Source organism: Cupriavidus sp. SIMBA_020 (assembly GCF_046535395.1).
Lineage (GTDB): Bacteria > Pseudomonadota > Gammaproteobacteria > Burkholderiales > Burkholderiaceae > Cupriavidus > Cupriavidus campinensis.
On the sequence record NZ_JAWRWU010000003.1, the window covers coordinates 458,533 to 479,337 of the forward strand.

Below are 20,805 nucleotides of genomic sequence, written 5' to 3' on the forward strand. Positions count from 1 at the left end.
ATGACCAAGATTGCGCCGCAGACGTTGGCGCAGAAGCTGCTGGCACGCGCCACGGGGCGCCAGCATGTGTCCCCGGGCGAGATCGTCACGTGTGGCGTGGATCTGGCGATGATGCATGACTCGGGCGGCCCCCGGCGCGTGAAGCCGATGCTGGAGAAGCTCGGCGCCAAGGTCTGGGACCCGGACAAGGTGGTGGTGGTGACCGACCACTACGTGCCCGCCCATGACGCGGACAGCCAGGCCATCGTGCAGCTGGCGCGCGACTGGGTGAAGTCCGCCGGCGTGGCGCGTTTCCACGATATGGAAGGCATCTGCCACGTGGTGCTGCCCGAGAAGGGCTACCTGCGCCCCGGCATGTTCGCCGTGGGCGGCGACAGCCATTCCTGCACCGGCGGCGCGTTTGGCGCGTACATGTTCGGCATCGGCGCCACGGAGATGCTGGGCGTGCTGGTCACGGGCGAGATCTGGGTGCGCGTGCCGGAGACCATCCGCCTGCATTGGCATGGCCGGCTCCAGGCGGGCGTCTCGGCCAAGGACATGATGCTGCGCATGTGTACGCAGCTCGGCATGGATGGCGGGCAGTACCAGGCCGTGGAATACACGGGCGAGGCGGTGCGCGCGCTGCCGATGCAGGAGCGCATGACGCTGTCCAATATGACCGTCGAACTGGGCGCGCAGGTCGGCCTGATCGCGCCGGATGCGGTCACGCGGGACTGGCTCGCCCGGGTAGGCGTGGCCGATGCGGACCAGATCGACCTGGCCGCCTGGCAGTCCGACGCAGACGCGCCGTGCCTGGCCGAGCACCGATTCGACGCCGCCGCGCTGGCCCCGCAGGTCTCCCGCCCGCACAGCCCGGCTGGGGCCGAAGACGCCGGCGTGTTCGCCGATGTCTCGGTGGATATCGCCTATATCGGCGCCTGCACCGGCGCCAAGCTCGAGGATTTGCGGATGGCGGCCCACGTGCTGCGCGGCCAGCGCGTGGCCAGGGGCGTACGGCTGCTGGTGGCGCCGGCCAGCGCGGCCGATCAGGCCCGGGCCGCCGCCGATGGCACGCTCGGCGCGCTGGAGGCCGCCGGGGCCGAACTGCTGCCCAATGCCTGTGGCGCCTGCGCCGGCTACGGCGCCCACCGCTTCGGCGAGGACTCCGTGGCCATCAGCACCACCGCCCGCAATTTCAAGGGCCGGATGGGTGCCGCCTCGTCGCAGGTCTATCTGGCTTCGCCCTACACGGTGGCGGCCTCGGCCATCGCCGGCCGCATCACTGATCCTCGCGAGGTCATGGCATGAACGCCACGCAGAAACCCGTCTTCGGCCGCGCCTGGGTCTTCGGCGATGACGTCAACACCGACCTGCTGGCGCCCGGCGCCTATATGAAATACGGCATCGGCGAGATCGCCAAACACTGCCTGGAAGCGCTCGATCCCACCTTCGCGCAGGCGGTGCAACCCGGCGACGTGGTGATCGGCGGACGGAACTTCGGTGCCGGATCCTCGCGCGAGCAGGCTGTCGAGGTGCTGCGCCACCTGGGCGTGGCCGCCGTCGTGGCGCCCGCGTTCGCCGGCCTGTTCTATCGCAATGGCTTCAACCTCGGCCTGCCGCTGCTGATCTGCCCGGAGGCGGGCGTGGTGCAGCCGGGCCAGCGCGTGCATGGCGACATCGACGCCGCGCGCGTGCACGTGGCCGACACCGGCGCGGTGCTCGCCTGCGAATCGATTCCGCCACATCTGGTTGCCATGATCCGCGATGGCGGGCTGGTGCCACATCTCGCGCGCAAACTCGCGGCACGACAACAGCAACAGAACGGACAGTCCCTCACGGAGGCAACACCATGAATCTCAAGGAACGGCTGCAGGCACCGGGCATCGTCACCGCACCGGGCGTGTACGACGCGTTTTCAGCGCTGCTGGTGGAGCAGGCCGGCTTCCAGGCCGCCTATCTGTCCGGCGCCAGCATCGCCTATACGCGCTTCGGGCGGCCGGACATCGGCTTCCTGTCGCTGGATGACGTGGCCTCGGTCACGCGCAATATCCGCGAGCGGGTGGACCTGCCGCTGATCGTCGATGCCGACACGGGCTTCGGCAACGCGCTCAACGTGATGCAGACCGTGCGCGTGCTGGAGCGCGCCGGCGCCTCGGCGATCCAGTTCGAGGACCAGGCGGCGCCCAAGCGCTGCGGCCATCTGGACGGCAAGACGCTGATTTCGGCCCAGGAAATGGCCGGCAAGATCCGCGCCGCCTGCGACGCCCGCCGCGACCCCAGCACGCTGATCATCGCCCGCACGGACGCGGTGGCGGTGGAGGGGCTGGAGCCCGCGCTGGCGCGGGCGGAGATGCTCGCCGACGCCGGCGCCGACGTGCTGTTCGTGGAGGCCCTGCGCAGCCGCGAGGACATGGGCACGGCCATCGCCCGGCTCGGCCACCGCGCGCCGCTGCTGGCCAATATGGTCGAAGGGGGCAAGACGCCGGTGCTGCCGGCGGCGGAACTCGAGGAAATCGGCTTCCGGATCGTGATTTTCCCCGGTGGCACGGCGCGGGCGCTCAGTTTCGCGCTGCGTGACTACCTCGCCAGCCTGGCGGCCCACGGCACCACCACGCCGTACCTGCCGAAGATGCTGACGTTTGCCGAGCTGAACGACGTCATCGGCACGCCGGAGATGCTGGCACTGGGCAAGCGCTACGAGTAAGAGGGCAGGGCGCCGAGGTTGCCAAGGTTGCCAAGGTTGCCAAGGTTGCGGAGGGGGCGCGGCGCGCGTACCGTGGCGAGATGTTCGTTACGCCACTTTATTAAGCCACCTGCCATGTTGCCCGATGTCGACATCACGCTGCCCCGGTTCCAGCAGGTTCGCCTGATCCTGCGCGACCGCCTCCGCGCCGGCTTCTACGAGAGCGGGCTGCCCCTGCCCGGCGAACGCCAGCTGGCCGAGGAATTCGGCGTGGCGCGGGTGACGGTGCGGTCCGCACTGGCCCGGCTGCAGGAGGAGGGGCTGGTGGCGCGGCTGCGCGGCAAGGGCACGGTGCCGACCGTGCCCACCGCGCGTCATGAGGGCCCGCCCGGCGCCGCGCTGGGCACTTCGCATGGCGGCGGCCTGCTCGACAACATCGTCAGCATGAGCCTGCGCACGCGGGTCTCCGTGCTGGAATGGCGCCAGATGGCCGCGCCCGCCCGGGTCAGCGCGGCGCTGGGGCTGCCGCCCGGCGCGCCGGTGCTCAAGGTGGTGCGGGTGCGCAAGTTCAAGACCCATCCCATTGCCTATACCGAAGTCTTCCTGCCCGCCGACCTCGCGGCGGCCATCGACCGCCATACCCTCCAGGACACCCCGATGCTCGTGGCGCTGGAGCAACACGGGGTGGAGGTGGTTTCCGCCGAGCAGACGCTGGGCGCAGCGGCGGCAGACCTGAACGTGGCCCGCATCCTGCGCATCGCGCCGGGCGTGCCGCTGCTGCGCGTGTCCCGCGTGGCCAGTGACCGCAACGGCCGGCCCGTGCAGTTCCTGGTGGGCCTGTATCACCCGGAGCGCTACGCCTACCAGATGCGCCTCACGCGCGTGGGGGCCTCTACCAAGGTCTGGATCGACGCGGACCCGTCCGCGCAGCCGGCGGCCAGCGACGACGTGTGACCGAAACCCCGAAAACCGGGCGCCACGCCGACAGCGCATTGGGAAGACGTCCTACACCCGCCGGGCGCCAGCCTTCCTACACTGTCCATTAGCGCCGTGCCCCCGGGATGCCGGAATCCGGGCGCGGACTGTCTCAACCTGACCGATGGAGACCTCACCATGAACAAGGATCAAGTGAAGGGCCGTATGGAAGAGGCCAAGGGCAAGGCCAAGGAAGTCGCCGGCAAGATGACCGGCAAGACCTCGACGGAAATGAAGGGCAAGGCGCAGCAGGTGGCCGGCCGCACCCAGGCCGCGTACGGCGACGCCAAGCAGGACATGAAGGACACGAAGAAGCCGCGCTAAGGGGCCCGAAATAAAGGGCGCCTGGGCGCCCTTCGGTACTTCGGTACGTAAGAAGGCGGGGGTGACTCCCCGCCTTCCTTATTTGGGGCTGTCCAACCCCGGCAACACCCGCCCAGGATTCAGCAGGTTCTTCGGGTCCAGGGCGCGTTTCACCTGCCACATCAGCTCCAGTTCCACCTGGGACTTGTATTGCCGCAGGTCGTCGCGCTTGGCCACGCCGATGCCGTGTTCGGCCGAGATCGAGCCGTTTTCGGCGTGGGCCAGGCCGTCCACGAGGTCCGAGACGGGCTTGTACCACTGGCCGAGGAAGTCGGCGGCGCTGCGGTCCTTGGGGCGCAGCGGGTTGAAGTGGACGTTGCCGTCGCCCATGTGACCGTAGATGACCATGCGCGTGGCCGGCTCCAGCGCCAGCACGCGGGCGGAGGCGTTGCCGATGAATTCGGCGATGCGCGAGAGCGGCACCGAGACGTCGCACTTGATGCTGCCGCCGGTGCGGGTCTGGGCGTCCGAGATTTCCTCGCGGATGCGCCAGAAGGTCTGCGCGTCGGCGCCGCTCGCCGCCACGGCGGCGTCCTTGACCCAGCCGCGCTCCAGGCCGCTCTCCAGGATCTGCATCAGCGTGGCGTTCAGCGCTTCCTCGTCGGCACCGGAGGTCAGTTCGACCAGCACCATCCAGTCGTGCCGTTCCGGCAGCGGCGAGGCGGTATCGCCCAGGTACTCCAGCACCAGATCCAGCGCCGGCGCGGAGATCAACTCGAACGCCGTCACGGCCGGGCCGGCGAGCTGGCGCGCTTCGCCGAGCAGCTTCACGGCGGCGTCCGGGCTTTCCACGGCGATAAAGGCCACCGCCGATGCGCGCGGCTGCGGCATCAGCTTCAGCACGGCGGCCGTGATGAGGCCGAGCGTGCCTTCGGCGCCGACGAACAGGTGCTTGAGGTCATAGCCGGTGTTGTCCTTGCGCAGCCCGCGCAGCGACGAAAACACCCGCCCGTCCGGCAGCACCACTTCCATGCCCAGTACGAGGTCGCGCATATTGCCGTAGCGCAGCACGGCCGTGCCGCCGGCATTGGTGGAGAGGTTGCCGCCGATCTGGCAGGAGCCTTCCGAGCCGATGCGCAGCGGGAACAGCCGCCGGCTCTCCTCGGCGGCGGCACGGGCGCCGGCCAGCGTCACCCCGGCCTGCACGGTCATGGTGTCGTTGATCGTGTCGATGGCCAGCACGCGGTTCATGCGGCGCAGGTTGATGACCACGGCGGTGCCGCTGTCGTCCGGCACGGCCCCGCCCATCAGCGAGGTGTTGCCGCCCTGCGGCACCACGGGCACGTCATGGGCGTAGCACCACGCCATGACCGCGCTGACCTGCTCGGTGGTGGCGGGCAGCACCACCACGGGCGACTTGCCGCGATACAGGCGGCGGTAGTCGGTGACGTACGACTCGGTGTCGGCGGCGTCAGTCAGGCAGCCAGAGGCGCCGACGATGTCTTGCATCGCGGCGAGGATGTGGTCGGGAGAGGGCAGGGCGGTCATCGCTCGGATTTCAGGCAATCAGCAATCAGGCAATCAGGCAATCAGTAGGCGGCGCCGGGGCGCGTGGCGGCGGCGGTGGCCGTGTCGGGCAGGAACTCGGCGGCGAGCTTGCGGGCGGCGTTGGCATAGACCAGCACGTCCACGCCGGTGGCGACGAAGGTGCAGCCCAGTTCCAGGTAGCGGCGCGCGAGCACAGGGTCGGACGTCAGGGTGCCGGCCGCCTTGCCGCTGGCGATGATGGTGCGCATGGCGGCTTCGATCTGCGCCTGCACCTCGGGGTGGCCGGGCTTGCCGCGATGGCCCATGGATGCCGCCAGATCGGCCGGGCCGATGAACACGCCGTCCACGCCATCCACGGCGCAGATCGCCTCCAGGTTCTGCATGGCAGCCACGGTCTCGGCCTGCACCAGCAGGCAGACTTCGTCATCGGCGATGTCGAGGTAGTCCGTGCGCGCGCTCCACTGGGACACCCGTGCCACCGCGCTGCCCACGCCGCGCACGCCGAACGGCGGATAGCGTGTGGCGCGCACCAGCGCCGCCGCCTGCTCGGCGGTATCGACCATCGGCACCAGCAGGGTCCGGGCGCCCACGTCCAGCAGCTGCTTGATCAGCGCGGTCTCGCCGGCCACGGCGCGCACCACGGGCTGGGAGCGGTAGGGCGCCAGCGTCTGCAAGGTCTGGAGGATGGTGCGCACGTCGTTGGGCGCGTGCTCGCCGTCGATCAGCAGCCAGTCGAAACCGGCCGTGGCGGTGATTTCCGCGAGGTAGGGCGTGGCGGCGGACATCCACAGGCCGATCTGGGCCTGGCGCGCGGCCAGGGCGGCCTTGAAGGGGTTGTGGGCGGGCATCGGGAATCTCCTCTTTTATGGGTTCAGGGCAGGGGCGTCAGAGCAGCTGGCCCTGGCAGAGGTACTTAGTATGCATGTAGTCGTCCAGGCCGTGGCGAGATCCCTCGCGCCCGTAGCCGGATTCCTTCACCCCGCCGAACGGCGCCGCCTCGGACGCCAGCGCGCCCTCGTTGATGCCGACGATGCCGGTTTCCAGCGCCTGGGCGACGCGCCAGATGCGCCGCACATCGTTCGAATAGAAGTACGCGGCCAGCCCGAACGGGGTGTCGTTGGCATGCCGGACCACCTCCTCCTCGCCGTGGAAGCGGAACACCGGCGCCACCGGGCCGAAGGTCTCCTCGCCGGCCAGCGCCATTGCCGGGGTGGCGTTCACCAGCACCGTGGGCGCGTAGTAGTGGGGGCCGTCGGCGCTCCGCACGCGCGCGCCGCCCGTGACCACCCGCGCGCCATGGGCGACGGCATCCTGCACGTGGCGGTCGATCTTGTCCACGGCGCGGGCGTTGATCATCGGGCCGATCTGGGCCGCCCGCTCGGTGGCCGGGCCCACGTGCAGCGCCTGCACCCGGGCGGCCAGCCGCTGGACGAAGTCGTCATGCACGGCGTCCTGCACGTAGACGCGGTTCGGGCACACGCAGGTCTGGCCGCCGTTGCGGAACTTGGCCGCCATCAGGCCGTCCACGGCGGCGTCCAGGTCGGCATCGTCAAAGACGATGAACGGCGCGTTGCCGCCCAGCTCCAGGGACAGCTTCTTGAGCGTGCCGGCGGACTCGCGGGCCAGATGCTTGCCCACCGGTGTGGAGCCGGTGAAGGTGATCTTGCGCACGCGCGGATCGGCCAGCCAGCTATCCACCACGGCCGGCGTGTGCTCGCGCGAGGCCGTGACGATATTGAGCACGCCCGCCGGCAACCCGGCCTGCTGGGCCAGCCATACCAGCGCCAGCGCGGTCAGCGGGGTGTCCTCGGCGGGTTTGGCCACCACGGTGCAGCCGGCCGCCAGCGCCGGGGCGATCTTGCGCGCGATCATCGCCAGCGGGAAATTCCACGGTGTGATGGCGGCCACCACGCCCACCGGCTCCTTGATCACCAGCATCTTGCGGCCCGGCACGGCCTCGGCAATCACGTCGCCGCAGATGCGCGTGGCTTCCTCGGCGAACCATTCGACGTAAGACGCCCCGTAGCGCACCTCGCCCGTGCTCTCGTGCAGTGGCTTGCCCTGCTCGGCGGAGATGATGCGGGCCAGGTCCGCCTCATGCGCAAGGATCAGCGCGTGCCAGCGCTTGATGATCTGGGCGCGCTCCCGGGCGGTGCGGCGGCTCCAGGCGGGGAAGGCGGCTGCGGCGGCGTCGGCGGCCAGCGCGGCATCGGCGGCATGGCTGTCCGGCACGCTGGCGATGACCTCGCCGGTGGCCGGGTTGGTCACGGCCAGCCGCTGGCCGGCGCGGGCATCGGACCATTCCTGGCCGACGAGGTTCTGCGAACGCAACAGGTCCGCCTGAGCGAGGGAATCAAGCATGGGTGCGGGGACGGTGGGTGAGAGGTTAGCTGACGATGCCGAGATGCCAGGGCACGAATTCATGGTCGCCCAGGCCCAGCAGCTCGCTCTTGGTGGATTCGCCGGAGGCGGCGCGCAGGATATGGGCGAAGATCCGCTCGCCCATCTGCGCCACGCTCAGCTCGCCGTCGAGCACGAGGCCGCAGTTGATGTCCATGTCCTCTTCCAGCCGGTGGAACATCGGCGAGTTGGAGGCCAGCTTGATCGTCGGCGCCGGCTTGGAGCCGAACATCGACCCCCGCCCGGTGGTGAAGCAGATCAGGTTGGCGCCGCTGGCGATCTGGCCCGTGGCGGCCACCGGGTCGTAGCCGGGCGAGTCCATGAACACGAATCCGGCCTGGTCGATCGGCTCGGCGTACTCGTACACGGCCTGCAGCGGCGTGGTGCCGCCCTTCATGGCCGAGCCGAGCGATTTCTCGAAGATGTTGGCCAGGCCGCCCTGCTGGTTGCCGTGGCCCACCACGCCGTTGAACTGGGCGTTGTGGCCGGCGGTGTAGCGCTCCCACCAGGCGAGGCGGTCAAGCAGCTTCTGGCCGACTTCGGGTGTCACGGCGCGGCGCGTGAGCATGTATTCCACGCCGTGGATCTCGGGGGTCTCGGAGAGGATGGCCGTGCCGCCGTGGCGCACCAGGATGTCCATGGCCGCGCCGAGGGCCGGGTTGGCGGTGATGCCCGAGAAGCCGTCCGATCCGCCGCATTCCAGCCCGATCTTGAGATGGCTGGCCGGCACCGGCTGCCGCGTGGCGGCATTGGCGGCCGGCAGCATGGCCTCGATCGCCCGGATGCCGGCGGCGATGGTCTCGCGCGTGCCGCCGGTGTCCTGCATCACCAGCGTGTGGAGGTTCTCGCCCGGCACCAGCCCCTGCGAATCGACCAGCGAAGCCACCTGATTGCGCTCGCACCCGAGCCCGACGATCAGCACCCCAGCCAGGTTCGGATGGCGCGCGTAGCCAGCCAGCGTGCGGCGCAGCACGTCGAAATGCTCGCTGGGGGAAGACATGCCGCAGCCGCTGCTCTGGGCGAACGCGGCCACCCCATCGACATTGAGATACGCCGCCAGCCGCTCCGGCGTGAAGTGCGCGGCGATGTGCTTGATCACCGTGGCGGAACAGTTCACCGAGGACAGGATGCCGATGAAGTTGCGCGTGCCGACCCGGCCGTCCGGGCGGACGTAGCCCATGAAGGTGGCGCGCTCGGCCTCGGGCACGTACTGCACCGGGCGCACGTCGCGGCAGAACGCGGGGTCGCGGTAGAAGTCCACCAGCCGCAGGTTGTGGCTGTGCACGTGCTCCCCGGCGGCGATGTCGCGGTCAGCCACGCCGATCACGGTGTCGTACTTGCGCACGGCCTCGCCCTGGGCAATGGCGCGCGCGGCGATCTTGTGGCCAGCCGGCACCTGCGCGCGGGCGCGCACGCCCAGGTCGGGCAGGTGCTGGCCCAGCGTGAGGTCGCTGCGCGCGATCAGCACGTTGTCGTTGGCATGGAGCCGGATGACGGGGTTCGGATTCACGATGGACGTTGCCGTTCAAAAATGCGTTGGGATCAGCTCAGGTCAGCTCTGCTGGAGCATTTCCTTCAGTTTCAGGCGCTGGATCAACTGGGTTTCCTGGTCGTAGACCGTGGACACGTACTTCTTGTAGTCCGGTCCGTCGAGGTACATCACGGGCGCGTCGATGCGGGCGGCCACGGCCTTGAATTCGTTGCTGGCCACGGCGGCGCGGAAGGCTTCGCGCAGTTTCTTCTCGATGGCCGGCGGCAGGCCCTTGGGGGCGCCGATGCCGTTGGGCGCCTCCACCACCACGTTGTAGCCCAGCTCCTTGAGCGTGGGCGTGCTGGCGAAGCGCGGCGTGCGCTGCTCGCCCCAGGTCGCCAGCAGGCGCAGCTTGCCGGCCTCCACATGCGGCGCCCACGAGCTGGAGTCCGCCAGCAGGTCCACCTGCCCGGCCAGCACGTCCTGCAACGCCTGCGCGCCGCCCTTGTAGGCGATGGCGTTGAACTTGACGCCGGCCGCCATCGCAAACTGCTCCATGCCCACGTGCGTGGCGCCGCCGATGCCGGCGTGCGCATAGGTGAGCTTGCCCGGGTCAGCCTTGGCGGCGGCAATTACGTCCTGCAGCGTGTGGAAGCGGGAATTGGCTGGCACGGCGATGCCGAAGGTCTGGCCGGAGGTGCGCGCCAGATAGGTCAGCTCGGTGCGCGGGTCCAGTTGCAGCATGCCAAGCTGGGAGAAGCGCGTGACCGAGATCGGGATCTGGCCGATGGTGTAGCCGTCCGGGTTGGCGCGCGCCAGCGCCTTGGTGCCGATCATGCCGGACGCGCCGGCCTGGTTTTCCACCACCACCGACTGGCCGAGCAGGCCGGCCGCCACCTGGCACAGCGCCCGCATCGACTGGTCCGCCGTGCCGCCCACGGGCCACGGGCAGATGAACTTGATGGGCCGCTCGGGGTAGGCGGCCGCAGCGCGGGCGCCGTTCGGCAGGATCAGGCCGGCGGTGCCAGTGGCAGCCGCCACGGCAGTGGCTGCGCCGCCCAGCAGCAGGCGGCGGCGGGCGAGACTGGTCGGGAGTTCTGAAGGGGAAGCGATGAGGGAAGCGGTGGGGGAAGCGGTGGGGATACCGTGTGGCATGTTGTCTCCGTCTCTTTTGTGTTTGCGTTCTGGGCGATGGTGCTTTGCCATCGCCATGCCCTCATTGTGGTCATGACAGCCATAACAATCCAATCAAGAAATGGCATTGCTTCATAACCTTAAGGTTAGATAGACTGCCCGGATGGCCCATATCGACCGCGCGCTGCGCTCCAATATCAAGCTGCGCCACCTGCAACTGCTGGTGGCGCTGGACGAATTCCGCCATCTGGGCCGTACCGCCGAGTTCCTGGCCGTGAGCCAGCCGGCGGTGTCCAAGGTGCTGGCCGAGGTGGAGAAGATGCTGGGCATGACGCTGTTCACGCGCTCCACGCGCGGCACGGAGCCCACGCCGGCCGGGGAGTCGCTGGTGCGCTTCGCGCGCTCGGTACTGGCGCAGTACGAGGTCACGCGCGACGAAATCGAGTCCGTGGCCAGCGGCGCTGCTGGCCGGGTGCGGGTGGGGTCGATGGGCGCGGCGCTGCCGGTGCTGCTGGCCCGCGCCGTCACGCGGCTCAAGGCGCAGTCTCCGCGCGCCACGGTGCTGGTGGAGGAGGGCGACCTGACGCACCTGCTGCCGCGCCTGCGCCTGAGCGAACTGGATGTGATCGTGGGGCGGCTGGAGCCGGCCTACGCGGCGCCGGATCTGGTGACCGAGCCGCTCTATGACGAGCCGATGGTGGCTATCGTCGGCGCCGGTCATCCGCTCGCCGGCAAGGCCCGGCCGGACTGGGCCGACCTATCGGCCATGCCCTGCGTGCTGCCGCCGCCGTGGGCCTCGCTGCGCGTGAAGATCGAACAGACCTTCTTTCGTCACGGCCAGCAGCCGCCCGCCGATGTGATGGAATCGTCATCCTATCTGGCCGTGACGACCTTCGTTGCCCAGCGCGGCGCGGCGGGGTTCGTGGCGCGGTCGGTGGGGCAGCAACTGGAGGCGGAAGGGCGTTTCCATGTGCTGCCGCTCGATGTGGAGGTGGCGTTGCCGCCCGTGGGCCTGATCCGGCTGCGCGAGCGCCGGCAGGCCCCGAGCGCGGAGCAGTTGATCGACTGCCTCCGGGCGGAGGCAGCGTCGATTCAATCCGCAATCAAACCGCAGAGACGTCCCGCGCCGGCTCCGTCGCGCCGGACAACGGCGGATCGGTAACGATCGAGCGCAGCGCCGGCTCGGGCGCCGCCAGCGCGGCCAGGTCCGGTACCGGGCGGCGCAGGGTGGGGGAGGTGGCGAAGGCGGTTTCCATCGCCTGCGCGATGCCCAGCGTCTGGCGGTCCGCGCGGAAGCCGCCGGTCACCTGGAGCCCGAACGGCATGCCGGCGATGTCCGTGCCGCACGGCAGCGCGATCGACGGATGCGTGGTCAGCGTGACCACGTAGGTCAGCGCCAGCCAGCGGTAGTAGTTGGCCTGCGGCTGGCCGCCCACGGTGTCGGCGTAGAGGCGCGTCCACGGAAACGGCGAGACCGGCGTGGTCGGCGACAGGATCACGTCATAGTCCCGATACGCCGCCTGGAAGCGCTGCAAAATGCGCGTCTGCTCGGCCTGCGCCCAGGCGCTGTCCACCAGCGACATGCGCGCGCCCATCTCGTAATTCGCACGGGTATTCGGCCCCAGGCTCGACGGATCGCGCGTGTAGGCGTCGTGCATGCCGGCCACGAAGCTCTCGGCGCGCAGCACGTCGAAGCAGCGGTGCACATCGCCCAGGTCGAACGTCACCGGCTCGCAACTGCGGAACAGGTGCTTCATCGCGGCGATCTTGGCGCGGAAGGTCTGGCGGATGTCGTCATCCACATCGCAGCAGCCGAAGTCCTCGGTGTAGCCCACGCGCAGCGAGCCCAGGTCGACATTGGCCGGCACCAGAAAACCAAGCGGATCGCTCTCGTAACTCAGCGGGTCCGTCACCGACATTCCGGCCGAGGCGGCCAACTGCAGGCAGGCATCGGCCACCGTGCGGCCCATCGGGCCGACCACCGAGATCGGCGTCCAGCCCAGCAGCTTGCGCGAACTCGGCACCAGCCCCGGCGAGGGCCGGAAGCCCACCACGCCGCACTTGGCGGCCGGAATGCGCAGCGAACCGCCCGTGTCCGAGCCGGTGCAGACCGGCAGGAAGTCCGCCGCCAGCGCAGCGGCGGAGCCGCCCGACGACCCACCCGCATTGAGATTCGGATTGAACGGATTGCCGGTGGCGCCCCACACCACGTTGCGCGAATTGGCGCCGGCGCCCATCTCGGGCACGTTGGTCTTGGCCGTGACGATGGCGCCGGCGGCGCGCAGCCGGGCCACCAGCACGTTGTCCTGCGCCGGCACATTGCCGCGATACAGCGGCGAGCCGAAGGTGGTCAGCAGGCCAGCGGTGGCCTCCAGATCCTTCACGCCGAGCGGCAGGCCGTGCAGCAGGCCGAGCGGCTCGCCGCGCATCACGGCGCGTTCGGCTTCGCGCGCCTGCTCGCGGGCGCGCTCGAAGTCCGTGGCCGTGATCGCGTTGATCTTCGGGTTGTAGGCCTCGATCCGCGCGATGCAGGCATCGAGCAGTGCGACGGGCGAGATTTCCTTGTTGCCGATCAGGCGGCGCAGTTCCACTGCCGACAAGGTCGGCAGGCTGTCTTGCAGGGGCATGCTGTCTCCGGAGCCAGGCGTCAGGGGTGGGTTACTCGGCCTGGATATTGGCGGCGCGCGCGATGGCACGCATCTGGGGCGTTTCCTTGACGATCTTCGCGGCCACCTGCGCGCCGGTGGCGAAGGTCGGCTCGAAGCCGTTGTCGATCAGTTTCTGGCGTGTGGCGGGGTCTGCCGCTACTTCGCCCAGGGTCTTCTCAAGCTTGGCCTTCACGTCGGCGGGCACGCCGGCCGGGGCGACGATGACGAGCCACGTGGCGGCGTCCATGCCGGGGTAGCCGCTCTCGGCCACCGTGGGCACGTCCGGCAGCAGGGCCGAGCGCTTGGCCGTGGTCACGGCAATCGCCTTGACCTTGCCGGCCTTCACCTGCGGGATGGCGGCGGTCACGGTGTCCATGCTGAACGGAATCTGGCCGCCGATCAGGTCGGTCATGGCCGGCGCGCTGCCCTTGTAGGGCACGTGGAGCATCTTGGTGCCGGTGAGGGTTTGCAGCGCCTCGCCCGCGAAGTGCGCCGTGGTGCCGGCGCCGAACGAGCCATAGGAATACTTGCCCGGCGAGGGTTTGACCATCGCCACGAATTCCTTGAGGTTGTTGGCCGGCGTGTCGCGGTTGGCCAGCAGGATCAGCCCGGTCACGCCCATCTGGGCCACGGGGTCGAAGCTCTTGATGGGGTCGTACGGCAGCTTGGCGTGGATAGCCGGGTTGACCGTGAAGGTGGTGCCGGAGGTAACCAGCAGCGTGTAGCCGTCAGGTGCCGCCTTCGCCACAAAGCTGGCGCCGACGATGGTGCCCGCGCCGGGCCGGTTGTCCACCACCACGGTCTGGCCAAGCCGTTCGCCAAGCTTCTGGCCGACGATACGGCCGATCACGTCAGTGGAGCCGCCCGGCGGGAACGGAATCACCAGCTGGATCGGCTTGGTCGGGTAGCCGCCCTGCGCGGCGGCGGTGCCGGTTACGCTGGCAAGGCCCAGCGCGAGGGCGCCGGCCATGGGGGCCAGCGTCAGGCGACGGCCACGCGGGAATCGATACGAAAGGCGGGGGGCGGGGAAAAGCATGAACAGGCTCCGGCAGTAGAGAGAAAGGACACGTCACAGGCTTCGTTGGATCTCATCGTAAGCCGGTCCATGCTTGCGGTGTGCGCAATCTTTCGAATATTCAATTGCCATATCGGCAATCTTCGCTAGACTGGCGACGTTGGTGTCACGTGCCATCCCGGAGATTCCATGTCGTATCGCACCCTGCAGGAAACCGCCGTCCGCTACTTCCTGGAAGTGGTGCGGACGGGGTCGGTCAAGGACGCCGCGCTGAAGCTGAACGTGGCGCCCTCCGCCGTGAGCCGGCAGGTGGCGCGGCTGGAGGCCGAACTGGACACCCTGCTGTTCGACCGCCGCGCACGCGGGCTGGTGCCCAATGCGGCGGGCGAGTTGCTGGCCGCCTACGCCAAGCGCACGCAACAGGACATCGAGCGCGTGACCGGCGATATCCAGGCCCTGCGCGGCCTGCGCGCCGGCCGGGTGCGCCTGGCCAGCGTGGCCGGGCTGGCACACGAGTTCCTGCCCTCGCTGGCGGCGGCGTTCCGGGCCCAGCACACCGGCATCCGCTTCGATCTGGAGGTCTGCCCGCAGGCCGACGTGGCGCGCCGCATCCGCGATGGCGAGGCCGACATCGGCGTGACCCTGAGCGGGCTGCCCGAGCCGAACATCGAGGTGGAGCTGCGCCACCCGGCGCCGGTGCTGGCCATCATGGCGCCCGACCATCCGCTGGCCGGCCAGCGCCAGATCTCGCTCTCGCAGGTCGTGGCCTACCCGCTGGCGCTGGCGCCCGCGGACAGCTCGCTGCGTCAGTTGCTGGACACCAGCTGCAGCCGGCAGGGCCTGAACTACGAGACTATCTTTTCCAGCAATTACCTCGATTCGCTGGTGTCGTTCGCGGCGGCGGGCGGGGGGGCGATCACGTTCTATGGCGAGGTGTCCGTGCGCAGCCGGCTGGCCGCCGGGCTGATCGCCGCCGTGCCGCTGCGCGACCGCGAGATGAACGAGCGCTATATCGAGGTCCAGACCCTGGCCAAGCGTAACCTGCCCGAGGCCGCCCGCGCCTTCCTCCAGCAACTGACCGATTCCCTGATCGGCATGGGGGAGGCCCATGAGCCTGCCTGAGCGGCAATGATTGCCGAACAGGCAATCGAGTATTCGATTCATTGCACATGAGGGATGCACCGCCGCCGGGCCTGCCTTGGCAGAATCGTGGCTGACGCCGCCCCCCTCTATATAGATACATCTCGATATGACCGATTCGTCCGCGCCCGGTAATCCTTCCTCCACCGCCGTCATCGTCCTGGGCGCCGGCATTGTGGGCGTCTCCACCGCGCTGGCCTTGCAGCAGCGCGGCCATGCGGTCTGTCTGGTCGATCGGCAGGCGCCGGGCCGGGCCACGTCCTACGGCAATTGCGGCATCCTCCAGCGCGAGGCGGTGCGGCCCTATGCCTTCCCCCGCGACTGGCAGGCGCTGCTGCGCGTGGCCACGGGGCAGGGCAACGACGTGCACTACCACCTGCGCGCGCTGCCGGCCCTGGTGCCGGCGCTGGCGCGCTACTGGCACGCGTCGGCGCCCGCACGCTATGCCGGCACGGTGGCGGCCTACAGCGCGCTGATCCGCCATTGCCTCGATGAGCACGCGCCGTGGATCGCCCGTGCCGGGGCGCAGGACCTCGTGCGCCATGACGGCTGGCTGGAGGCCTACCGCAGCGAAGCCGAATTCGATGCCGCCGCCCGCGACGCCACGGCTGTGGCCGCCGACCATGCGCTCGATCACGCCCTGCTGGACCGCGCGGCGCTGCACCAGGCCGAGCCGGCCCTGCGCGACGTGCTGGCCGGCGCCATCCACTGGCGCGACCCGTGGACGGTGAGCGATCCCGGCGAGCTGGTCGCCCGCTATGCGGCGCTGTTCGAGCGGCAGGGCGGCACCTTCTGCCACGGCGACGCCGCCACGCTGCGCGCCAGCGGATCGGGCTGGCAGGTGTCCACCGCGGACGGCACGGTCGAGGCCGCGCAGGCCGTAATCGCGCTGGGGCCGTGGGCGGCGGATCTGACCACGCGGCTGGGCTATCGGCTGCCGCTATTCGTAAAACGCGGCTATCACCGCCACTATGCGGCCGAGACGATGCCGTCCAAGCCGGTGCTGGACGCCGAGAACGGCGTGCTGCTGGTGCCGATGCGGCAGGGCCTGCGCGTGACCACGGGCGCGGAGTTTGCCCATCGCGACGCGCCGCCCACGCCGGTCCAGTCCGGCCGGGCCGAGCAGATCGCCGCGCAGATGGTGCGGCTGGGCGCCCCCGTGGAGGCGCAGCCGTGGATGGGCGCCCGCCCGTGCATCGCCGACATGCTGCCCGTGGTGGGCCGGGCGCCGCGCCACTCCGGGCTCTGGTTCCATTTCGGCCACGGCCACCAGGGCCTGACGCTCGGGCCGGCCACGGCGCGGCTGCTGGCCGAGCTGTTCGACGGGGATGCGACGTATGTGGATGCCGCGCCGTACGACCCGCGTCGGTTTGGAGATTGAGCGGGCCGGACTTCGTCCGAGACACCGGCCCTTCACTGGCGCCGGCAGATTGCGGCTGACGCCGCGCCGCCGTCGGTTCGCCGCGCGGGGCTGTTGCGCCGGGCGCCGCCGGTGGTAACCTCCCAGCGTTCCCGATCCGCCCCCGGCCCCTGGCCCCCACCCCACCGTGCGCCATCCTGATCCGCAGATGTGGCGGTCCGCCGCCGACCAACGCGCCTATGAGGACGCCCGCCGCAACGTGCGCGCGCTGCGTGGCTTCTATATCCACCTGACGCTCTACGTGGTGGTCAACACCATCCTCGTGCTCTGGAACGTGTTCGGCGCCTCGCACCGGCCCTGGTCCGGTGCGCCGCTGCTGGGCTGGGGACTGGGGCTGACCGCCCACGGCGTGCTGGTCTGGAGCCGTGTGGGCCTGCTCGGGCGCCGCTGGGAGGAGCGCAAGATCGCCGAGTACATGGCGCGCGAGCAGGTGCGCACGCTCTCCACCGAGAAGCAGCTGGTGGAGGCGCAGATGCGGCTGCTGCAGGCCCAGATCGAGCCGCATTTCCTGTTCAATACGCTGGCCAATGTGGTGAGCCTGATCGAGCCGGCGCCGCGCAAGGCCACGCTGATGCTCGAACACTTCATCGCCTACCTGCGCGCGTCGCTGGCCGCGAGCCGGGCTACGCAGGGCACGGTGGCGCAGGAGGCCACGCTGCTGCGCGACTACCTCGCCCTGATCAAGATCCGCATGGGCGAGCGGCTCCAGTACCGGATCGACGTGGACCCGGCGCTGAACGAGGTGCCGCTGGCGCCGATGCTGCTGCAGCCGGTGGTGGAGAACGCGATCCGGCACGGGCTGGAGCCGAAGATCGAGGGCGGGCACCTGACCGTGCGGCTGACGCGGCGCGGCGGGCGCATGCTGGCTTCGATCGAGGATGACGGCATGGGCTTCCGGCCATCGGCCAGCGCCGGCGTGGGGCTGTCCAACCTGCGCGACCGGCTGGCCGTGCTCTACGACGGCGAGGCGCAGGTGCGCATCGTGGAGCGCTCGCCCGGCACGGCCGTCCACATCGACATTCCGCTGTCCGCCCCCTTCCGAAACGGAGAGACCCCATGACCCGGACGCCCACCGCGCTGATCGCCGATGACGAGGAACACCTGCGCACGCACCTGCGCGGCAAGCTGGAGCGGTTGTGGCCCGAGTTGCGCATCGTGGGGGAGGCGGCCAATGGCGTGGAGGCCGCGCAGGCCATCGCACAACTGGCGCCGGCGGTGGCCTTTCTTGATATCAAGATGCCGGGGCTGTCCGGGCTGGAGGTGGCGCAGGGCATCGAGACCGACACGCGGGTGGTCTTCGTCACCGCCTTCGACCAGTACGCGCTGGACGCCTTCGAGCGCGAGGCCGTGGACTATCTCGTCAAGCCGGTCACGGACGAGCGCCTGGCGCGGTCCGTGGAGCGGCTGCGCAAGGCCTTCCAGGAGGCGGCGCCCCTGCCGGAGCTGGCGCAGCTGCTGAGCCAGCTCACGCGCGGCCCGGCCCGCCCGGAGGCCGGCGCGCCGCCGCTGCGCTGGGTGCGGGCGAGCCGGGGCAACACCACCAGCCACGTGCCGATCCAGGACGTGCTGTACTTCCAGGCCGACGACAAATATGTGGTGGTGCATACGCGCGACGGCGAGCACCTGATCCGCACGCCGCTGGCCGAGCTGATGGAGGGGCTCGACCCGGACACCTTCTGGCAGGTGCATCGCTCGACCATCGTCAATATGGAATACGTGGCCGGCACGCGGCGGGACGACGCCGGGCGGCTGTTTGTGCGGCTGCAGAATCGGGAAACTCAGGGGGAAACCAAAAGCGAGACCGAACTGCCGGTCTCGCGCGCCTACGCGCATCGCTTCCGCCAGATGTAGCGGGGGGCTTAGTCGCGGTTCATGAACTGGTCGATCTTGCGGGACTCCCAGTCGCGCCCACGTTGCGAGACGCGCCACCACACCAGCAGGCCATGGATCGTCAGCCCCAGCCCCCAGGCCAGCGTGGTGGTGAGCGGCCACGGCCAGCCGGCTTCGACCGACCGGTGCGCCCAGTCTGGCGACGGCATGAACAGGAAGCGGAACCAGAGCCATCCGTTCACGGCCAGGTAGATCAACAGGTGCAGATACCAGCCACGCAGCGCGCGGACCATGCGGTGGGCGCGCCAGTACGCCATGGCGTTCTCGTCGTCGGGGCTGGCGGGGCGGTGCATTGCGTCGTGTCGCATCGGAAACCTCATCGGATAGGGTGGATGAGGACAAATTACGCCGCCGGCGGGCGGGATGCCAGGGGGAGGCGCCGAATCGACGGATTCGCTTCGCGAATGACCGGAACGGGGCGCCAGTGACAGGGCGCGTTGCAAGGGAATTGAAAGCTTATGCGGGGTTAACGCGCGAGTATCGCGGCGATTAGACGCATTGGCTGGAACAGTCTGTTGCCCATCCTGTCCATTGCGTTGCAGCAATCACCACCTAATCTTCGTGTGACAGTTCTTTCGGTTACAACAAGGAGGTACCGCCATGAACCTGACGCTCGAAGCCATTCTGCCCGCCCAACGTGAAACCGGCGCGGCCGTGGGGGACTCGGTCACTGCCATTCAACACCAGGACATCGTTGTCGCGTTCTCCGCGCTGATGGCTTCGCAGCAAGTGGCGGTGCTGCACATGCTCTATCCGCGCACCGATGCGCGCACCCACCGCAGCCTCGGCCACCTGGTCAACGCGCTGCACGGCCACGGCCTGCACCGCGTGGCGGAGCTGGTGGATCAGGAAGCGCACTACCTCGTCTTCAAGGACCCGACCGAAGCCTGGCGCGCCATGCACGAGATTCGCCATGACTCGCTGGCCATCGGCGTGCACCTGTACTACAAGGGCAAGACCGGCGACGCCGCCGAGGCGGCGCTGGACCTCGACGCTCATCGCGTGCACTGACCCCGAGGGGGCTCCCCGGGGGCTTACTCCGGGGCTTCCATGCGGCAGGCCATTGCCGGCTTGCCCGGTAGTTCAAGCTGGGCCTCGGGGCCCTTGTCCCACAGCATCGCCTCGCCGGCTTCGGTCGTGGCTGCATAGCGGGCCCCCGACGCCGCGCGCGTCTGCGGCAGCAGCAGCTTCTTGTCCAGCCAGGTCAGGTAGGCGTAGCCGGGCTCGGTCTGGACGAAGGTGCCCAGGATCAGCGCGTCGGCGCCCGGGCAGCGCACCGAGAATGGCCCCCGGCTGATGCCCTTGTCGTCCTGCGTGCGCGCGCCGGCGTAGTTCTGGCGCAGCACGTGAATCCGGTCGATGTATTCGGCGGTGGTGCAGGCGCGCGCGTCGGTGGCCTTCCAGCAGTCATTGCGGCCCTTGATCCAGCCGCGCTGCTCGGCCAGCAGTGTCTTCTTGCGGCCCGTGCTCATCGAGCGCGCATCGAGCGCCAGCCCGTACAGGCGCGTCGTTTCCTTGTCGAGCCGCGCCAGTGTGTCGTCCTTGCAGATCATCTGCTCGATCTGGCCTTCGGCCCGCTTGCAGTCGAAGCTGGGGCTGGCGGCGTGCCCCGCGCTTGCCAGCGCGCCGAGCATGGCACATTGCGCGGTGACAGACAGGATGCGGCGTGGAAGCATGGCCAGACCTCCTCCGGGCGTGGTCAGCCCGCGTTGCGTTCCAGGACGACGAAGTGCTTGCGCACGGGCTCGATCACTTCAAATATCCCTTCGAAACCGGCCGGGATCACACAGGCATTCCCGGGGCCGAACTCGCGCGCCACGCCGGCATGGTCAATGATCCGCAGCCGGCCGCTGATGACGTGGAAGAACTCCTCCTTGCCCGCCGGAAACGCAATGCGCCACGCGCCGGGCTCGCACGCCCAGATTCCGCAGTCGAAATCGCCCGCCGTGGCGCTGTAGTGCGTCCACGTGGTGCGGGCCGGATTGCCGTCGACAAGACGATCCGGCCGGGGCCGGTCGTGCGTGGGCGCAGGGTCGGCGCGGAAATCGGTGAGGGCGGGCAGGGCGGGGTGGGAATCTGACACGGTGACAGGTGGGTGGCGGATGAATACAAGCCGCAAGTGTAGCGCGGCCCGTTGGCGTCACACGTGGGCAAGCGAACGGTGTCATGCGGGTGCATAAGGCACCACATGCCCGTTGC

21 protein-coding genes are annotated in these 20,805 nt (G+C 69.5%); 11 read left to right on the plus strand and 10 right to left on the minus strand.

Annotation, left to right across the window (positions count from 1 at the left end; genetic code table 11):
• The 5 genes from SB751_RS08950 to SB751_RS08970 all read left to right on the plus strand — a co-directional run bounded on the left by SB751_RS08950 (nt 1) and on the right by SB751_RS08970 (nt 3,961).
• Nucleotides 1-1,287 (plus strand): 3-isopropylmalate dehydratase large subunit, encoded by a 1,287-nt coding sequence (locus SB751_RS08950; protein WP_186296863.1) that lies wholly within the window; start codon nt 1-3, stop codon nt 1,285-1,287.
• A complete protein-coding gene (locus SB751_RS08955; protein WP_144198422.1) occupies nt 1,284-1,832 on the plus strand; it encodes a 3-isopropylmalate dehydratase in 549 nt (182 codons plus the stop codon). The genes SB751_RS08950 and SB751_RS08955 overlap by 4 nt, the downstream gene beginning before the upstream one ends.
• Nucleotides 1,829-2,683: an oxaloacetate decarboxylase gene (locus SB751_RS08960; RefSeq protein WP_211943381.1), complete on the plus strand. Its 855-nt coding sequence runs from the start codon at nt 1,829-1,831 to the stop codon at nt 2,681-2,683. Before SB751_RS08955 ends, SB751_RS08960 begins: the two co-directional genes overlap by 4 nt.
• A 114-nt stretch (nt 2,684-2,797) precedes the next feature.
• On the plus strand, nt 2,798-3,616 hold the full coding sequence (locus tag SB751_RS08965; RefSeq protein WP_313819254.1) for a GntR family transcriptional regulator: 819 nt from the start codon (nt 2,798-2,800) through the stop codon (nt 3,614-3,616).
• A 159-nt stretch (nt 3,617-3,775) separates the two neighbouring features.
• The gene (locus tag SB751_RS08970) at nt 3,776-3,961 is read left to right on the plus strand and encodes a CsbD family protein (protein ID WP_144198419.1); all 186 of its coding nucleotides are present in this window, start codon (nt 3,776-3,778) and stop codon (nt 3,959-3,961) included.
• Nucleotides 3,962-4,039: 78 nt separating this feature from the next.
• On the opposite strand, the gene SB751_RS08975 is transcribed toward SB751_RS08970, so the two are convergent.
• The 5 genes from SB751_RS08975 to SB751_RS08995 are packed head-to-tail and all read right to left on the minus strand — an operon-like array spanning nt 4,040 to nt 10,514.
• The gene (locus SB751_RS08975; protein ID WP_250025834.1) at nt 4,040-5,488 is read right to left on the minus strand and encodes an FAD-binding oxidoreductase; all 1,449 of its coding nucleotides are present in this window, start codon (nt 5,486-5,488) and stop codon (nt 4,040-4,042) included.
• 41 nt (nt 5,489-5,529) lie between these two features.
• Entirely contained in the window at nt 5,530-6,336 is an 807-nt protein-coding gene (gene hpaI, locus SB751_RS08980; protein WP_410747953.1) for a 4-hydroxy-2-oxoheptanedioate aldolase, read from the minus strand.
• A gap of 37 nt (nt 6,337-6,373) precedes the next feature.
• Entirely contained in the window at nt 6,374-7,849 is a 1,476-nt protein-coding gene (locus SB751_RS08985) for an NAD-dependent succinate-semialdehyde dehydrogenase (protein ID WP_144198416.1), read from the minus strand.
• Between the two features lie 25 nt (nt 7,850-7,874).
• On the minus strand, nt 7,875-9,398 hold the full coding sequence (locus SB751_RS08990; protein ID WP_410747954.1) for a UxaA family hydrolase: 1,524 nt from the start codon (nt 9,396-9,398) through the stop codon (nt 7,875-7,877).
• A gap of 42 nt (nt 9,399-9,440) precedes the next feature.
• Complete coding sequence (locus SB751_RS08995) at nt 9,441-10,514, minus strand: tripartite tricarboxylate transporter substrate binding protein (RefSeq protein ID WP_144198414.1); 1,074 nt, start codon at nt 10,512-10,514, stop codon at nt 9,441-9,443.
• A gap of 142 nt (nt 10,515-10,656) precedes the next feature.
• Here SB751_RS08995 and SB751_RS09000 point away from each other — a divergent pair, with 142 nt between their 5' ends.
• A complete protein-coding gene (locus tag SB751_RS09000; RefSeq protein WP_144198413.1) occupies nt 10,657-11,655 on the plus strand; it encodes a LysR substrate-binding domain-containing protein in 999 nt (332 codons plus the stop codon).
• Here the strand turns inward: SB751_RS09000 and SB751_RS09005 are convergent.
• Nucleotides 11,597-13,120, minus strand: a complete 1,524-nt coding sequence (locus SB751_RS09005; RefSeq protein ID WP_144198412.1) for an amidase — start codon at nt 13,118-13,120, stop codon at nt 11,597-11,599. The two genes, SB751_RS09000 and SB751_RS09005, sit on opposite strands and share 59 nt — an antisense overlap.
• A 31-nt stretch (nt 13,121-13,151) precedes the next feature.
• Nucleotides 13,152-14,111 carry a Bug family tripartite tricarboxylate transporter substrate binding protein gene (locus SB751_RS09010; RefSeq protein WP_410747975.1) on the minus strand — a complete coding sequence of 320 codons (960 nt, stop codon included), beginning with the start codon at nt 14,109-14,111 and terminating at the stop codon, nt 13,152-13,154.
• Nucleotides 14,112-14,345: 234 nt separating this feature from the next.
• Between SB751_RS09010 and SB751_RS09015 the strand changes: the two genes are divergently transcribed.
• The 4 genes from SB751_RS09015 to SB751_RS09030 all read left to right on the plus strand — a co-directional run bounded on the left by SB751_RS09015 (nt 14,346) and on the right by SB751_RS09030 (nt 18,567).
• Complete coding sequence (locus tag SB751_RS09015) at nt 14,346-15,278, plus strand: LysR substrate-binding domain-containing protein (protein WP_144198411.1); 933 nt, start codon at nt 14,346-14,348, stop codon at nt 15,276-15,278.
• A gap of 127 nt (nt 15,279-15,405) precedes the next feature.
• On the plus strand, nt 15,406-16,677 hold the full coding sequence (locus SB751_RS09020) for an NAD(P)/FAD-dependent oxidoreductase (protein ID WP_211943382.1): 1,272 nt from the start codon (nt 15,406-15,408) through the stop codon (nt 16,675-16,677).
• A 187-nt stretch (nt 16,678-16,864) separates the two neighbouring features.
• A complete protein-coding gene (locus SB751_RS09025) occupies nt 16,865-17,776 on the plus strand; it encodes a sensor histidine kinase (RefSeq protein ID WP_211943383.1) in 912 nt (303 codons plus the stop codon).
• The gene (locus SB751_RS09030; protein ID WP_144198408.1) at nt 17,773-18,567 is read left to right on the plus strand and encodes a LytR/AlgR family response regulator transcription factor; all 795 of its coding nucleotides are present in this window, start codon (nt 17,773-17,775) and stop codon (nt 18,565-18,567) included. Before SB751_RS09025 ends, SB751_RS09030 begins: the two co-directional genes overlap by 4 nt.
• A gap of 8 nt (nt 18,568-18,575) precedes the next feature.
• Here SB751_RS09030 and SB751_RS09035 read toward each other — a convergent pair whose 3' ends face one another.
• Complete coding sequence (locus tag SB751_RS09035) at nt 18,576-18,914, minus strand: 2TM domain-containing protein (RefSeq protein ID WP_410747955.1); 339 nt, start codon at nt 18,912-18,914, stop codon at nt 18,576-18,578.
• A 292-nt stretch (nt 18,915-19,206) separates the two neighbouring features.
• On the opposite strand from SB751_RS09035, the gene SB751_RS09040 reads away from it, so the two are divergent.
• Nucleotides 19,207-19,617: a hypothetical protein gene (locus SB751_RS09040; protein WP_144198406.1), complete on the plus strand. Its 411-nt coding sequence runs from the start codon at nt 19,207-19,209 to the stop codon at nt 19,615-19,617.
• Between the two features lie 23 nt (nt 19,618-19,640).
• Here SB751_RS09040 and SB751_RS09045 read toward each other — a convergent pair whose 3' ends face one another.
• Nucleotides 19,641-20,282: an MliC family protein gene (locus SB751_RS09045; RefSeq protein ID WP_144198405.1), complete on the minus strand. Its 642-nt coding sequence runs from the start codon at nt 20,280-20,282 to the stop codon at nt 19,641-19,643.
• 23 nt (nt 20,283-20,305) lie between these two features.
• On the minus strand, nt 20,306-20,689 hold the full coding sequence (locus tag SB751_RS09050; RefSeq protein WP_144198404.1) for a cupin domain-containing protein: 384 nt from the start codon (nt 20,687-20,689) through the stop codon (nt 20,306-20,308).
• Nucleotides 20,690-20,805 lie beyond the last annotated feature (116 nt).

What these genes read in the sequence shown, in the direction of transcription:
- SB751_RS08995 (WP_144198414.1), bottom strand. Translation starts at nt 10,514, where the DNA reads ATGCCACACGGTATCCCCACCGCTTCCCCCACCGCTTCCCTCATCGCT.
- SB751_RS09005 (WP_144198412.1), bottom strand. Translation starts at nt 13,120, where the DNA reads ATGCCCCTGCAAGACAGCCTGCCGACCTTGTCGGCAGTGGAACTGCGC.
- SB751_RS09010 (WP_410747975.1), bottom strand. Translation starts at nt 14,111, where the DNA reads ATGGCCGGCGCCCTCGCGCTGGGCCTTGCCAGCGTAACCGGCACCGCC.
- SB751_RS08985 (WP_144198416.1), bottom strand. Translation starts at nt 7,849, where the DNA reads ATGCTTGATTCCCTCGCTCAGGCGGACCTGTTGCGTTCGCAGAACCTC.
- SB751_RS09025 (WP_211943383.1), top strand. Translation starts at nt 16,865, where the DNA reads ATGTGGCGGTCCGCCGCCGACCAACGCGCCTATGAGGACGCCCGCCGC.
- hpaI (WP_410747953.1), bottom strand. Translation starts at nt 6,336, where the DNA reads ATGCCCGCCCACAACCCCTTCAAGGCCGCCCTGGCCGCGCGCCAGGCC.
- SB751_RS09035 (WP_410747955.1), bottom strand. Translation starts at nt 18,914, where the DNA reads ATGCGACACGACGCAATGCACCGCCCCGCCAGCCCCGACGACGAGAAC.
- SB751_RS08970 (WP_144198419.1), top strand. Translation starts at nt 3,776, where the DNA reads ATGAACAAGGATCAAGTGAAGGGCCGTATGGAAGAGGCCAAGGGCAAG.
- SB751_RS08950 (WP_186296863.1), top strand. Translation starts at nt 1, where the DNA reads ATGACCAAGATTGCGCCGCAGACGTTGGCGCAGAAGCTGCTGGCACGC.
- SB751_RS09040 (WP_144198406.1), top strand. Translation starts at nt 19,207, where the DNA reads ATGAACCTGACGCTCGAAGCCATTCTGCCCGCCCAACGTGAAACCGGC.
- SB751_RS09030 (WP_144198408.1), top strand. Translation starts at nt 17,773, where the DNA reads ATGACCCGGACGCCCACCGCGCTGATCGCCGATGACGAGGAACACCTG.
- SB751_RS08975 (WP_250025834.1), bottom strand. Translation starts at nt 5,488, where the DNA reads ATGACCGCCCTGCCCTCTCCCGACCACATCCTCGCCGCGATGCAAGAC.
- SB751_RS08960 (WP_211943381.1), top strand. Translation starts at nt 1,829, where the DNA reads ATGAATCTCAAGGAACGGCTGCAGGCACCGGGCATCGTCACCGCACCG.
- SB751_RS09000 (WP_144198413.1), top strand. Translation starts at nt 10,657, where the DNA reads ATGGCCCATATCGACCGCGCGCTGCGCTCCAATATCAAGCTGCGCCAC.
- SB751_RS08955 (WP_144198422.1), top strand. Translation starts at nt 1,284, where the DNA reads ATGAACGCCACGCAGAAACCCGTCTTCGGCCGCGCCTGGGTCTTCGGC.
- SB751_RS09045 (WP_144198405.1), bottom strand. Translation starts at nt 20,282, where the DNA reads ATGCTTCCACGCCGCATCCTGTCTGTCACCGCGCAATGTGCCATGCTC.
- SB751_RS09015 (WP_144198411.1), top strand. Translation starts at nt 14,346, where the DNA reads ATGTCGTATCGCACCCTGCAGGAAACCGCCGTCCGCTACTTCCTGGAA.
- SB751_RS09020 (WP_211943382.1), top strand. Translation starts at nt 15,406, where the DNA reads ATGACCGATTCGTCCGCGCCCGGTAATCCTTCCTCCACCGCCGTCATC.
- SB751_RS08965 (WP_313819254.1), top strand. Translation starts at nt 2,798, where the DNA reads ATGTTGCCCGATGTCGACATCACGCTGCCCCGGTTCCAGCAGGTTCGC.